Origin of the sequence: Rhizobacter sp. SG703 (genome assembly GCF_012275445.1) — a bacterium.
In the GTDB taxonomy this organism is placed as follows: Bacteria; Pseudomonadota; Gammaproteobacteria; order Burkholderiales; family Burkholderiaceae_C; genus Rhizobacter.
This window is the reverse complement of record NZ_JAAZQK010000003.1, coordinates 436117-448217: the sequence shown is the minus strand read 5'-3', so window position 1 is coordinate 448217 and position 12101 is coordinate 436117. Positions and strand designations below refer to the sequence as shown.

Annotated in this window: 15 protein-coding genes; 12 read left to right on the top strand and 3 right to left on the bottom strand. The window is 68.2% G+C overall.

What is annotated here, in order from left to right; genetic code table 11:
* Positions 1–82 precede the first annotated feature (82 nt).
* Positions 83–289, top strand: coding sequence for a hypothetical protein (locus tag FHT26_RS07650; RefSeq protein ID WP_168559545.1), 207 nt, complete (start codon positions 83–85; stop codon positions 287–289).
* Positions 290–370: 81 nt separating this feature from the next.
* A complete protein-coding gene (locus tag FHT26_RS07645) occupies positions 371–541 on the top strand; it encodes a hypothetical protein (RefSeq protein WP_168559544.1) in 171 nt (56 codons plus the stop codon).
* 7 nt (positions 542–548) lie between these two features.
* Here FHT26_RS07645 and FHT26_RS07640 read toward each other — a convergent pair whose 3' ends face one another.
* Positions 549–2432: an ATP-binding cassette domain-containing protein gene (locus FHT26_RS07640; protein ID WP_168559543.1), complete on the bottom strand. Its 1884-nt coding sequence runs from the start codon at positions 2430–2432 to the stop codon at positions 549–551.
* A 399-nt stretch (positions 2433–2831) separates the two neighbouring features.
* On the opposite strand from FHT26_RS07640, the gene FHT26_RS07635 reads away from it, so the two are divergent.
* Complete coding sequence (locus tag FHT26_RS07635) at positions 2832–3791, top strand: hypothetical protein (RefSeq protein ID WP_168559542.1); 960 nt, start codon at positions 2832–2834, stop codon at positions 3789–3791.
* A 370-nt stretch (positions 3792–4161) separates the two neighbouring features.
* Positions 4162–4980, top strand: coding sequence for a hypothetical protein (locus tag FHT26_RS07630; RefSeq protein ID WP_168559541.1), 819 nt, complete (start codon positions 4162–4164; stop codon positions 4978–4980).
* 11 nt (positions 4981–4991) lie between these two features.
* Here FHT26_RS07630 and FHT26_RS07625 read toward each other — a convergent pair whose 3' ends face one another.
* Positions 4992–5462 (bottom strand): BON domain-containing protein, encoded by a 471-nt coding sequence (locus tag FHT26_RS07625; protein WP_168559540.1) that lies wholly within the window; start codon positions 5460–5462, stop codon positions 4992–4994.
* 242 nt (positions 5463–5704) lie between these two features.
* On the opposite strand from FHT26_RS07625, the gene FHT26_RS07620 reads away from it, so the two are divergent.
* The 3 genes from FHT26_RS07620 to FHT26_RS07610 all read left to right on the top strand — a co-directional run bounded on the left by FHT26_RS07620 (position 5705) and on the right by FHT26_RS07610 (position 8051).
* On the top strand, positions 5705–7039 hold the full coding sequence (locus FHT26_RS07620) for a PQQ-dependent sugar dehydrogenase (RefSeq protein WP_168559539.1): 1335 nt from the start codon (positions 5705–5707) through the stop codon (positions 7037–7039).
* Between the two features lie 78 nt (positions 7040–7117).
* Positions 7118–7729 carry a YqhG/Tai3 family protein gene (locus FHT26_RS07615; RefSeq protein ID WP_168559538.1) on the top strand — a complete coding sequence of 204 codons (612 nt, stop codon included), beginning with the start codon at positions 7118–7120 and terminating at the stop codon, positions 7727–7729.
* 82 nt (positions 7730–7811) lie between these two features.
* Positions 7812–8051 carry a DUF1161 domain-containing protein gene (locus FHT26_RS07610; RefSeq protein WP_168559537.1) on the top strand — a complete coding sequence of 80 codons (240 nt, stop codon included), beginning with the start codon at positions 7812–7814 and terminating at the stop codon, positions 8049–8051.
* A gap of 13 nt (positions 8052–8064) precedes the next feature.
* On the opposite strand, the gene FHT26_RS07605 is transcribed toward FHT26_RS07610, so the two are convergent.
* Positions 8065–8682, bottom strand: a complete 618-nt coding sequence (locus FHT26_RS07605) for a nucleoside/nucleotide kinase family protein (RefSeq protein ID WP_168559536.1) — start codon at positions 8680–8682, stop codon at positions 8065–8067.
* Positions 8683–8697: 15 nt separating this feature from the next.
* Between FHT26_RS07605 and FHT26_RS07600 the strand changes: the two genes are divergently transcribed.
* From FHT26_RS07600 to FHT26_RS07580, 5 genes are all read left to right on the top strand, one after another.
* On the top strand, positions 8698–9330 hold the full coding sequence (locus tag FHT26_RS07600) for a pseudouridine synthase (RefSeq protein WP_210427300.1): 633 nt from the start codon (positions 8698–8700) through the stop codon (positions 9328–9330).
* 16 nt (positions 9331–9346) lie between these two features.
* Positions 9347–9940, top strand: coding sequence for a flavin reductase family protein (locus FHT26_RS07595; protein WP_168559534.1), 594 nt, complete (start codon positions 9347–9349; stop codon positions 9938–9940).
* A 27-nt stretch (positions 9941–9967) separates the two neighbouring features.
* Positions 9968–10417, top strand: a complete 450-nt coding sequence (locus FHT26_RS07590) for a YybH family protein (RefSeq protein ID WP_168559533.1) — start codon at positions 9968–9970, stop codon at positions 10415–10417.
* Between the two features lie 82 nt (positions 10418–10499).
* A complete protein-coding gene (locus tag FHT26_RS07585; RefSeq protein ID WP_168559671.1) occupies positions 10500–11678 on the top strand; it encodes an MFS transporter in 1179 nt (392 codons plus the stop codon).
* A gap of 157 nt (positions 11679–11835) precedes the next feature.
* A complete protein-coding gene (locus FHT26_RS07580) occupies positions 11836–12054 on the top strand; it encodes a hypothetical protein (protein WP_168559532.1) in 219 nt (72 codons plus the stop codon).
* The last annotated feature ends 47 nt before the right edge of the window (positions 12055–12101 follow it).

Here is a 12101-nt window from a genome sequence, read left to right as displayed (position 1 = left end):
CAGCAACGCCAGGGCGTCAACATCGCCGTGACGGCGCCCGTTGTCGTCGCAGGGCCGCTGTCCGGCCTTCAGGAGATCCACGATGAAACGCTTTCTGAACCGCCGCGTGCTGGGCCTGGTCGGCATCCTTGCCGTGACGCAAATGCTCAGCGCCTGCATCGTCGTGCCACCGCGCGGCTACCGCCAGCGCACCGTGGTGGTCGAACCGGCGCCGTACTACAGCCCGGGCCCGGGACGCGACTGGCGTGACCGCGATCACGACCGGCGCGATTGGGATGGGCACCGCTGAGTTGCGCGCTCCAAAAAAGTGATGGAACCGGTCTGGGCCAGATTGCCACTTAGACGCGTCACCACCCTTTGGATCAACACGATGGATTCGATCAAAAGTCTTTTGAGGCCGAAGACTCTCACAGCGGAAGAAGAAGCAGCCAAGGCGAAGAAAGCAGAAGCCAAGGCAATCAAGAAGGCCGAGAAGGCAGCAAAACTCGAGCTAACAAAAAAATTCGTCCAGGATTCCCTTGGTGAAAAGGGATTTCTATAAATTCGAGTCAGCTGACCGACTCCACCTGCCGCCTCGCCCCCGGCGGCAGGTCTTCCCCATCGGCCGTCTCCTCCCCGAGGAATCCACCGCTCTGGTGCGCCCACAGCCGCGCATACAGCCCGCCGTGCGCCAGCAGGCTGCGGTGATCCCCTTCCTCGACGATGCGCCCCTTGTCGAGCACGATCAGCCGGTCCATCGCGGCGATGGTCGACAGCCGGTGCGCGATCGCCACCACCGTCTTGCCTTCCATCAGCCGGTACAGGCTCGCCTGGATCGCCGCCTCGACCTCGGAGTCGAGCGCGCTGGTGGCTTCGTCGAGCAACAGGATCGGCGCGTCCTTCAGCATCACGCGCGCGATCGCGATGCGCTGGCGCTGGCCGCCGCTCAGCTTGACGCCGCGCTCGCCGACGTGCGCGTCGTAGGCCTGGCGCCCCTTCGGGTCGGTCAGCCCCTGGATGAACTCATGCGCCTCGGCGCGCTTCGCGGCCGCCACCATCTGCGGGTCGTCGGCATCGGGGCGGCCGTACAGGATGTTGTCGCGCACCGAGCGGTGCAGCAGCGAGGTGTCCTGCGTCACCATGCCGATCTGCGCGCGCAGGCTGTCCTGCGTCACGCCGGCGATGTCCTGCCCGTCGATCAGCACGCGGCCCGATTCGATGTCGTAGAAGCGCAGCAGCAGGTTCACGATCGTCGACTTGCCGGCGCCCGAGCGCCCGACCAGCCCGATCTTCTCGCCCGGGCGGATGTGCAGCGACAGTCCGTCGATCACCGGCTTGCTGCCGCCGTACGCGAAGCCCACTTGCTCGAAGCGGATCTCGCCGCGCGTCACCGACAGCGTGCGCGCATCGGGCCGGTCGACCACCGCCTGCGGGCGCGACAAGGTGTTGATGCCGTCGTGCACCGTGCCGATGTGCTCGAACAGCGAGGCCATCTCCCACATGATCCAGTGCGAGATGCCGTTCAGGCGCAGCGCCATCGCGGTGGCCGCGGCGACCGCGCCGATGCCGAGCTCGCCCTGCACCCACAGCCACAGCGTGGCGCCGGTGGTCGACATGATCAGCCCGATGCTCAGGCTGTGGTTCACGATCTCGAAGCCGCTCACCAGCCGCATCTGCGCATAGGCCGTCTGCATGAACTCCTGCATCGCCGAACGGGCGAAGCCGGCCTCGCGCTGCGCATGCGAGAACAGCTTGACCGTCGCGATGTTGGTGTATGCGTCGGTGATGCGGCCGGTCATCAGCGAGCGCGCGTCGGCCTGCGCCTGGCCGACCTTGCCCAGGCGCGGCACGAAGTAGCGCAGCGCCGCGACGTACAGGCCCAGCCACGCGAGGAAAGGCACCAGCAGCCGTGCATCGAAGGTACCGACCACCGCCGCCATCGTCGCGAAGTAGATGATCACGAAGACCAGCACGTCGGTCAGGATCATCACCGTGTCGCGCACCGCGAGCGAGGTCTGCATCACCTTGGCCGCGACGCGGCCGGCGAACTCGTCCTGGTAGAAGTTCATGCTCTGCGCGAGCATCAACCGGTGGAAGTTCCAGCGCAGCCGCATCGGGAAGTTGCCGGCCAGCGCCTGGTGCTTGAAGAGCGTCTGCAAGGCCGCGGCGATCGGGCTGGCCAGCAGGATCGCGGCCAGCAGCAGCAGCGTCAGGCTGTGCGTCGGCCACAGCTCGGCGGGCCTGGTGGCGCCGAGCCAGTCGACGACGCGGCTCATCATGCTGAACAGCATGGCCTCGAACACGCCGAACGCGGCCGTCAGCAGCATCATGCCGAGCACGAAGCGGCGCGAGCCGAGCGTGCACGCCCACACGAAGGCGAAGAAGCCGCGCGGCGGCGGCGCGGGCACCGCGTCGGGGTAAGGGTGTAGCAGGTTCTCGAAGTAGCGGAACACGCGAGTCGATCTCCACGGGTTGGGAGCGGTTGGGGCGCCGCGTGGATCGGTGGTCCGGCGGCACGCGAGAGATGGGAGGGCGGGAGCTTATCCGCTTGCTCCTGACATCGCATGACAAGCGTTGCTTTCATCGTGCTTTTCGATGGATGGGCCTTGCGAGGCTTCGGCACAATTCATCTTCATCAAGGCGACAAACCGACCGCACTATTGGGCGGAGTCCGGAACCCGTACCCGGCGCCAAGACCCCCGTCTCGTTCGTCCCCGAACGATGTTCGGTAGCTACAAGGGCCACCCGAAGGTGGCCCTTTTGCTTTTTGCGGTTCGCATGGAACTGGTGGGGCGTCACGGTGACTCAGTGCTCGTTGTTCATTGCCGAGCTGATGGCTCAATGGAGTTGCTGTGAATCCCGACAAGTCCCAGAAGTCCCGAGGCCTTTATTACAAGACAACAAGACGAAAGTCGGAAGCCCCCGCGCAAGCGAACGCACGGGAGCCGATCTCCAGAAAAATGGAAGAGATTCGACTCAAGTTGAGCAACGATCAGAACCGGCTGTTTTCGACGCCGCTTCAGGCATCAAGGCCTGCGCGTTCAAGGTCCAGCCCCCCAGGCGGTTCGCACAAGGAGAAGGCAACGCAGCAAAGTTCCTTGCGATCCAGCCTGCCACGGACTGATGAGGCCAATGCAACGTTCGAACGCAAAGTGCAGTTCGAAAAAGATCTGAAGAAAAGCGAGGAACGCCGCGCTCAGCTGCAAAGAAGTTCTGCGACGCATCGGGCCAGACCGGTCGAGGTCGATGCCAACGACGGACCACACTCGCAACCTGGGAGTCCCAGGCCGACGGGCCAGCGCGACCACCTGGGCCGTTCAGAAGCAGCGCACAGGCGGCCAGAGGAGGACTCTCCTCGAAAGTCGTCACCCATTGCGCGCTTTCTCAAGCGGTCTGCCAGCATCAGCCCCCGCAGCTTGACGCGTCCCAGGGCCGCAAGCCAGTCTCCGCGGACGCCAGAGGCGACGGCGCGGGCGTCGCTACCCGACAAGGCCCCTCACGTGCCCAGGCTGTGCAACCCAGATCTCGTCCGGAGAATCAACGAACAGAGCCGTTCTCCTCGCAAGTCCAGCCTCGCCGAAGCCGCTGATGGGGGATTGCCACCGCGCCCCGAGCGACCTGAAGAGAAGATTCAACGCTTGAAGGAAAAAAACAAAAAACTGAAGGACGAGACCGACGAATGGAAGGAGGAAGCCAAGAAATGGAAGCAGCAGCTCGGTCTCGCACTGGCTCGGGTCAGGCAACTGGAGCGCGAACGGGAGAACTTGTCTCAGGCCGTGCCGGACACGACCCCAGGCACGGCGAACCAGTGATGGCGCCGCAGCGACCTTGATCGGGTTGCCCGAGGGAGAACCCTCGGCAAGCATTGGAACTCCTGGCGATTCACTCCTCACTCATTCATGTCGTTCCCAATCCAACGAGGAGCCCGAAATGAGTGGAGTCAGCCAAGCCAAGCTTCGCGCGAGCCATGAGGCGCCAACGACTCAGGAGCCAGCCGATCGTCACCCAAGCAGCGAATCCATCAAGCCGCCGCGCAACAGCGCCGCGGAGACACTCCGGCGTGCCGGGTTGAGCACGCGTCCTGCCGCCACCCGATCAAGGTCCACGCCCTCCCGAGAGTTGCTCGGGCAAGAGGGCTCTCCATCGTGGCTCAAACGCCTGCGCAGCCCCCGGAAGGCGAGCATGCAGAAAGTGGACGCCCGTGATGGAAATCCGCAAGAGGTTCCAGAATCGGAAGGGCTGGTTGCGGCACTGCACGACCAGATTGCTCAGCTCAACTGCGAGAACAAACAGCTGCGCCAACAGCTGTACCTCGCCGTTTCAGCGTTCGAAGGCCTCAAGGCGGAGCGTGCCCCGCCATCGGGTTGCACAGCTGCTTCCGCCGATCCACGCCATCCGCCGTTGGTCACCACGTTTTCACGGCCCACAGATGCCACGCCGGGTGAAGCTGCCACCGAGCGGGCGAGCCCATCCACCACGCCGACCGGAGGGCGACGAGCACAACAGCTGTCGAAACGCCACCGGTGCAAATCCATGGACGTGACCAACTGCGGCGCACGGGGCCGATTCGAATTGCCCGATGCCGTGCCGAATCAGGTGGCGAAATCCGCCACTGCAAAGCGGCGCGTCGGCCGGACTCGATCAAGCCCCACCTTAGCGAGGCAAGATCTTTCCGAAGCGACGGCGAGGCAAGCCAAGGACAAAGAATTGGTGGTGCTGCGCATCCGCCCGCGTGACGGCGTCACGCCTAGACAGGGAAAGCCTGCCGCCTTCCGGAATTCGCGTGTTGCCAACACGATGTGCAATCAAGGCAAGCCGAGTCAGACACCCCAGGTCGAAGCGACAGCGAATGTGTCACAGCTGACGCGACCATATGGGAAACAGCCTGCCACGCTGCTGCAAATGATCAACATCGAAATCGCGAAGAAAAAAATCGAAGAGTATCTGGAGCCCCTGCGACAAGGCGGAGTAAACGCTCCGCCTCCCGACGATCACGATTGAGATCGAGAACGTCAACTCTTCGCCGGCTCCACGCTCAGCTGGTTGTCGACACTGACAACCCCCTTCACGTTCGACGCCAGCTGAGTCGCGCGTTCGCGCGCGGCTTCGCTCGGTGCCGTGCCGCGCAGGGCAACCCGACCGTTGTCGGTGTCGACGTTGATCTTCAGCGCGCTGAGGCTCGAATCCTTCGCCAGTTCGGCGTTCACGGTGGTCGTGATGACCGCGTCGGCGACCTTGTCGCCGGCCTTGTCGGTCGCGGCCTTGGCGTCCTGCGCCACGTCGCGGCCGGCCTGCTTCGCCTGGTCCATGCCACGCGATGCGTCTGCCTGCATGTCGCGGCCCTTCTGCTCGGCCTGCGCAATCACGCTGTCGTTGCTGTTGGCGGCCGTCGATTCGGCCGACTCGCGCTTGCCGCAACCGGTGAGGGCCACGCCTGCGAGCAAGACCGCAGCAGCCGTCGTCGTCAGAGTGTGCTTGTTCATGGTTCTCTCCTGTCATGCGCCTGCAGGCGCTCTGGTTGAGCCTGTTGCAGCGGCACCGATGCCACCGCAGCCTTGTCCTGGGACGGCACAACCTTAGTCGCCCGCCCCCCCACCTGCCGTCAGGCGGGTTCGCCGATGCCTGTCGGACGATGCCCACAGGTCGTGCATCGCGGCGCTGTCCGACAGCGCGTCGGCGCACCCGCCTACAGCCCGCTGGCGCGCCCGATCGGAAAGTGGCGCTGATGACACCGCAGCCGCCCTCGATTCCCACCCGCCTCGCCGCTGTCGCCGCCCTGCTCGCGCTGGCGTCGTGCGGTGGTCCGGCCACGTTGCAGGTCGCCGATGGCACCGGCCCGAACCCGAAGCTGCCGCCACCGGACAAGAGCCTGATTCCGCTGGTCAACATCGCGCCAGCCACCGGCTGGCCGAGCGGCGTGAAGCCGACCGCAGCGCCGGGCACCGAGGTGCAGGCCTTCGCGAGCGGCCTCGAGCACCCGCGCTGGCTCACCGTGCTGCCCAATGGCGACGTGCTGGTCGCCGAAACCAACGCACCGCCGAAGCCCGACGACGGCAAGGGCATTCGCGGCTGGTTCATGAAGATGACGATGAAGAAGGCCGGTGCCGGCGTGCCCAGCGCGAATCGGATCACGCTGCTGCGCGATGCCGACGGCGACGGCGTCGCCGAAACCCGCAGCGTGTTCCTCGCCGACCTGCAGTCGCCGTTCGGCATGGCGCTGGTCGGCAACAGCTTCTACGTCGCCAACACCGACGCCGTCGTCCGCTTCGACTACACGCCCGGCGCCACCGCGTTGCAAGGCAGCGGCAGCAAGGTGGTCGACCTGCCGGCCGGCACCATCAACCACCACTGGACCAAGAACCTGATCGCGAGCCCCGACGGCAGCAAGCTCTACGCGACCGTCGGCTCCAACAGCAACGTCGGCGAGAACGGCCTCGCGGCCGAGGAAGGCCGCGCGGCGATCTGGGAGATCGATGCAAAGACCGGCGCGCACCGGGTGTTCGCGTCCGGCCTGCGCAATCCGAACGGCATGGCCTTCGAGCCGCAGACCGGCGCGCTGTGGACCGTCGTCAACGAGCGCGACGAGATCGGCAGCGACCTGGTCCCGGACTACCTCACGTCGGTGAAAGATGGCGCGTTCTACGGCTGGCCGTTCAGCTACTACGGCGCGCACGTCGACGAACGCGTGAAGCCGCCGCATCCCGAGATGGTGGCCCGCGCGATCCCGCCCGACTTCGCGCTCGGCCCGCACACCGCGTCGCTCGGCCTGGCTTCCGCGCTTGGCAACGCACTGCCGCCCGCTTTCGCCAGCGGCATGTTCATCGGCCAGCACGGCTCGTGGAACCGCAAGCCCCACAGCGGCTACAAGGTGATTTTCGTGCCGTTCGCGCAGGGCCGGCCCGCCGGCGTGCCGGTCGATGTGCTGACCGGCTTCTTGTCGGCCGAGGGGAACGCGCAGGGCCGGCCGGTGGGCGTGACGCTCGACAAGCAGGGCGCGCTGCTGGTGGCCGACGACGTCGGCAACGTGATCTGGCGGGTGCGGGCGGCGGGGGCACGCTGACAAGCTGTCACGACGAAGCTGCGGGGTGCGTGAATTGCTGACGCGCCCCGGCCCCGAGCGGTCGGAGAGAATCCGCCGATGCGCTTCCCTTCCTTTCCGGCCGCGGCGCGCTTCGCGTTGTTGCTCGGCGCCTCCATCGCGATGTCGATCGCCCACGGCGCTGCACAGGCCGCCGATGCCAGCCCGCAATCGGCGGTGCAGGCCTTCTACGAGCTGCGCATCGCGCAGTTGCCGAACGGCGGCGCGCCGGACGAACCGGCACTGAAGCTGATCGCCGCGATGCTGACGCCGCGCCTGCACTGCCTGCTGAAGACGGCGCACCGCTACGACGAGGCCTTCCTCGCGACGCAGCCGGGCGACAAGCCGCCATTCGTCGAGGGCGACCTCTATTCGAGCCTGTTCGAAGGCCCGAGCCGCGTGAAGGCGCAGCCGGCGCGGCTCGCGCGCGACATCGCCTGGGTGCCGGTGCGCATGTTCTTCGACGCCGGCGGCCAGGCCGACGCGACCGGCTGGACCGACACCGTCGTGCTGAACCGCATCGACGGCCGCTGGCTGATTGCCGACGTGAACTACGGCGGCAACTTCGCGTTCGGCAACAGCGGCCGGCTCAGCGGTGTGCTGGCCGACCAGCTGGAGCGCCCCGACCCGGCGCTGAAGTGGACCGGCCGCGAAGTGCGCAGCTGCCCCTGATACAGCGGCCGGCGCGCGGCATGGCACCATGCGCGCCGGACCACCGTCCTGTGAACCTGCAAACAACCCCACGGAGAACCCGATGAAAGCCACCCTCACCCTGGCCCTGGCCGCACTGAGCACCCTGACGCTGGCCGCCGCCCCCGCCGTCGCCGCCGGCAAGTCCTGCGACGAACTGAAGACCGAGATCGCCGCCAAGCTCGACGCGAAGCAGGTCACCGGCTACGTGCTGGAGATCGTCGACACCGACAAGGTCGGCGATGCCAAGGTGGTCGGCAGCTGCGAGGGCGGCGCGAAGAAGATCACCTACGGCCGCAAGTAAGCCCGGCCTGCGCTCAGATCGCGCAGCGCCAGTCGGCGCGTGCCGCGGTCGCACCAATCAGTTCTGCATTCGGCTGGTCGGTGCCGGCCTCCCAGGCCCGCGCGTCGGCCTCGCTGCGGCCGAAGCGCATGTGCCGCTCGACCAGCCGCTGCCGGCGCAGTGCGTCGTCCACGTCGACGTACCAGGCCTCGTCGAGCAGCGGCTTCACGCCAGCCCAGCCATCGCGTTCGAGCAACAGGTAGTTGCCTTCGGTGACCACCAGCGGCACGTCGGCCGGGATCGGGATGCTGGAGGCGATCGGCTCCTCGATCTCGCGCCGGAACTCGGGCGCGTAGACCGTGCCGTCGCGGCCGGCCTGCTGGGCGCGCACCCGCTGCAGCAGCGCGATGTAGCCGCCGGCATCGAAGGTGTCGGGTGCGCCCTTGCGGCCGGCCCGCCCGAGCCGGGCCAGTTCGACGTTCGCGAGGTGGAAGCCGTCCATCGGCAGCAGCACCGCCGCGCCGGCCAGCGCATCGACGAGCTGTTGCGCGACGGTCGACTTGCCGGCCCCCGGCGGCCCGACCAGGCCGAGAATGCGGCGACCGCCGCGCGAGATGAGTGCCCGGGCCCGGGCCAGCGCTGTTTCGTTCATCCCTGGAGTGTTGCACTGGTGACCCTGAGCTTGCTGTACATCGACGACGCACTGCTCGTCGTCGACAAGCCCGGCGGCCTGCTGGCCGTGCCCGGCCGCGGCGAGGCCGGGCTCGACAACCAGGCCGCGCGCGTGCAGGCCGAGGTGGCCGACGCGCTGGTCGTGCACCGGCTCGACATGTCGACCTCCGGCCTGATGCTGTTCGCCCGCGGCAAGGAGATGCAGCGGCGCCTCGGCCACGCGTTCGCGCAGCGCGAGGTGCACAAGGAATACGCCGCGGTGGTCGACGGGCTGGTCGGCCCGGAACACGGCGAGATCGACCTGCCGCTGCTGACCGACTGGCCGAACCGGCCGCGCCAGAAGGTCGACCCCGTCGACGGCAAGCCGGCGCTGACGCGTTTCAGCGTGCTGCAGCGCGACCCGGCGGCCGGCACCACCCGCATGCGGCTGGAGCCGGTCACCGGCCGCTCGCACCAGCTGCGCGTGCACCTGCTGTCGATCGGCCACCCGATCGTCGGCGATGCGCTGTATGCGCCGCCCGATGCCCTTGCGAAGGCGCCGCGATTGCTGCTGCACGCACAATCGCTGCAGCTGGCGCACCCGGCCGATGGCCGCACGCTGCGCTTCCACAGCCCCGCTCCGTTCTGATCCGCCCTCCTTCCCGATGCGCGAACCCGTCGAACTCGCCAAGTCCTACCGCCTGCTGAACCACGGGCCGACCGTGCTGGTCAGCTCGGCCCATGCCGGGCAGCGCAACGTGATGGCCGCTGCCTGGTCGATGCCGGTCGATTTCGACCCACCGAAGGTCGCGGTCGTGATCGACAGGAACACCGCCACCCGCGCGCTCGTCGAGGGCTCGGGCAGCTTCGCGCTGAACGTGCCGACGCGCGCGCTGGCGGCCGCCACGCTCGCGGTCGGGGGCATCTCGGCGCGCGAACTGCCGGCCGGGCGCGACAAGTTCGACACCTTCGGGCTGACCACCTTCGCGGCGAGCCGCATCGACGCGCCGCTGCTCGACGGCTGCGCCGCCTGGCTCGAATGCCGCGTGCTCGGCGAGCCGCGCATCCAGCAGCAGTACGACCTGTTCATCGGCGAGGTGGTCGCCGCCTGGGCCGATCCGCGCCTGTTCGCCGATGGCCACTGGCGCGACGACCCCGCCGGGGCCGAGGACCGCACGCTGCACTACATCGCTGGCGGCCGCTTCTTCAGCACCGGCGAGCCGTTCGACGCGACCGCGACGCCTGCCCGTACCATCTGAGCCTCTCCGCACCTGCCCGAGGCCACGATGTCCCTGCTGCGCCCGCTGCTGCTCTGCCTGCTCGTCGCCCTCGCCGGCTGCGCCGCCGCGCCACCTGTCCCACCTGTGCCGCGCACGGTGCTCGCGCAGCAGGTGGCCGATACCGAGCGCGCGTTCGCGAAGACGATGGCCGACCGCGACCATGCGGCGTTCACCGGCTTCCTCGCCGACGACACCGTGTTCTTCACCGCCCGCGAGCCGCTGCGCGGCAAGGCCGCCGTCGCCGCGCACTGGAAGCGCTTCTACACCGGCGACAAGCCACCATTCTCGTGGCGGCCCGACCAGGTCGAGGTGCTCGATGCCGGCGACCTCGCGCTGAGCACCGGTCCGGTGCTCGACGCCGACGGCAAGCCGGTCGCGAGCTTCACGTCGGTGTGGCGCCAGGTATCGCCGGGCGTCTGGCGCATCGTGTTCGACAAGGGCTGCAATTGCCCGTGATCCGTCCCACCTCTTCAAGAGTCGTCTCCCCGTGACCACCGTCCCCGCGCTTCCCGTCTCGCTGCTGTCCCTGCCGCCGTTCATGCGCTTCTGGTATGCGCGCGTCGCGGCCACGATGGCCAACCAGATGCTGATGGTGGCCGTCGGCTGGGAGATGTACGAGCTCACCGGCAGCGCCTGGGACCTGGGCCTGGTCGGGCTGCTGCAGTTCCTGCCGGCTCTGCTGCTGACGCTGGTCGCCGGCCACGTCGCCGACCGGTACGACCGCAGCCGCATCCTCGCGCTCAGCATGGGCGTGCAGTTGGCGATCGCCGCGCTGCTCGCCGCGGCCACGCACGGCCACTGGGCGAATCGCGAGCTGCTGCTGGTCCTGTCGATCGCGATCGGCTGCGCGAAGGCCTTCCAGATGCCGGCCCAGCAGGCGATGGTGCCGGTGCTGGTGCCGGCCGAAACGCTGCCGCGCGCGATGGCGTTCAGCTCCGGCGGCATGCAGGCTGCCATCATCGGCGGGCCGGCCCTCGGCGGCTTCATCTACGTGGCCGGGGCCGACGTGGTCTACGCAGTGTGCGCGGCGCTGTTCGCGCTCGGGGCGGTGCTGTTCCTGCGCGTCGGCCACCCGCACGTGCCGCCGCCGAAGGAGCCCGTGACCTTGCGCACCGTGCTGGCCGGCGTCGGCTTCATCTGGAACCGGCCGGTGGTGCTGGGCGCCATCTCGCTCGACCTGTTCGCGGTGCTGCTGGGCGGCGCGACCGCGCTGCTGCCGATCTTCGCGCGCGACGTGCTGCACACCGGGCCGTGGGGCCTCGGGCTGCTGCGCGGCGCGCCGGCGGTCGGCGCGCTCGCGATGTCGGTCGCGCTGACGCGCTGGCCGCTGCAGCGCCGCGTCGGCCACCTGATGTTCGCCGCGGTCGCGCTGTTCGGGCTGTCGACGCTGGTGTTCGCGGTGTCGAAGCTGTTCGTCGTGTCGCTGATCGCGCTGTGGGTCAGCGGCGCGGCCGACATGGTCAGCGTCGTGATCCGGCAGTCGCTGGTGCAGCTCGAGACGCCGAACGAGATGCGCGGCCGCGTCAGCGCGGTCAACTCGATCTTCATCGGCGCGTCGAACCAGCTCGGCGAGTTCGAGTCGGGCGCCACCGCGGCACTCTTCGGGCCGGTCGGCTCGGTTCTGCTGGGCGGCGTCGGCACGCTGCTCGTCGCCGGGCTGTGGATGAAGCTGTTCCCTGCCCTCGCCCAGCGACAACGGCTTACCGGCGATGGATGACCCACCCCCCGAAGCGCCTTCGGCGGGCCCCCTCGGGGCTGGCGCCTCTCCCCCTCAAAAGGGGCGCCGCCAGCGGCGCGGCACAGCCGGTTCCGCGGCGGCCGCTTGATCAACTCTCATCGGGGACAATCGCGACTTGCTCATTGGAATTGCCATGATGTTGTGGATGTTGATCGCGGCGGCCGTGCTCGCCGTGGTGGCCCTCGCGGGCCTGTGGCAGGTTCGGCGCCGCGCGGCGCAACGCCGTGAACTCGCGCCCCTCTCGCTGCCTGGCCTGCCGCAACCGGTGGCCGTCGAACGGCGCTTTCGCGGCGGCGGCGCACCGGCCACCGGCTGGCCGTCGACGCTGGCCAGCATGCAGTTCGACGAGCACTGAACCGCGGACCGTGAAATCCTGCCACCCCTGAAACGGGTGACAAAGCG

Bases quoted from the DNA above. Each gene is read 5' to 3' on its own strand.
- FHT26_RS07650 (WP_168559545.1), top strand. From the start codon at position 83: ATGAAACGCTTTCTGAACCGCCGCGTGCTGGGCCTGGTCGGCATCCTT.
- FHT26_RS07645 (WP_168559544.1), top strand. From the start codon at position 371: ATGGATTCGATCAAAAGTCTTTTGAGGCCGAAGACTCTCACAGCGGAA.
- FHT26_RS07630 (WP_168559541.1), top strand. From the start codon at position 4,162: ATGCAGAAAGTGGACGCCCGTGATGGAAATCCGCAAGAGGTTCCAGAA.
- FHT26_RS07625 (WP_168559540.1), bottom strand. From the start codon at position 5,462: ATGAACAAGCACACTCTGACGACGACGGCTGCTGCGGTCTTGCTCGCA.
- FHT26_RS07620 (WP_168559539.1), top strand. From the start codon at position 5,705: ATGACACCGCAGCCGCCCTCGATTCCCACCCGCCTCGCCGCTGTCGCC.
- FHT26_RS07615 (WP_168559538.1), top strand. From the start codon at position 7,118: ATGCGCTTCCCTTCCTTTCCGGCCGCGGCGCGCTTCGCGTTGTTGCTC.
- FHT26_RS07610 (WP_168559537.1), top strand. From the start codon at position 7,812: ATGAAAGCCACCCTCACCCTGGCCCTGGCCGCACTGAGCACCCTGACG.
- FHT26_RS07605 (WP_168559536.1), bottom strand. From the start codon at position 8,682: ATGAACGAAACAGCGCTGGCCCGGGCCCGGGCACTCATCTCGCGCGGC.
- FHT26_RS07595 (WP_168559534.1), top strand. From the start codon at position 9,347: ATGCGCGAACCCGTCGAACTCGCCAAGTCCTACCGCCTGCTGAACCAC.
- FHT26_RS07590 (WP_168559533.1), top strand. From the start codon at position 9,968: ATGTCCCTGCTGCGCCCGCTGCTGCTCTGCCTGCTCGTCGCCCTCGCC.
- FHT26_RS07585 (WP_168559671.1), top strand. From the start codon at position 10,500: ATGCGCTTCTGGTATGCGCGCGTCGCGGCCACGATGGCCAACCAGATG.
- FHT26_RS07580 (WP_168559532.1), top strand. From the start codon at position 11,836: ATGTTGTGGATGTTGATCGCGGCGGCCGTGCTCGCCGTGGTGGCCCTC.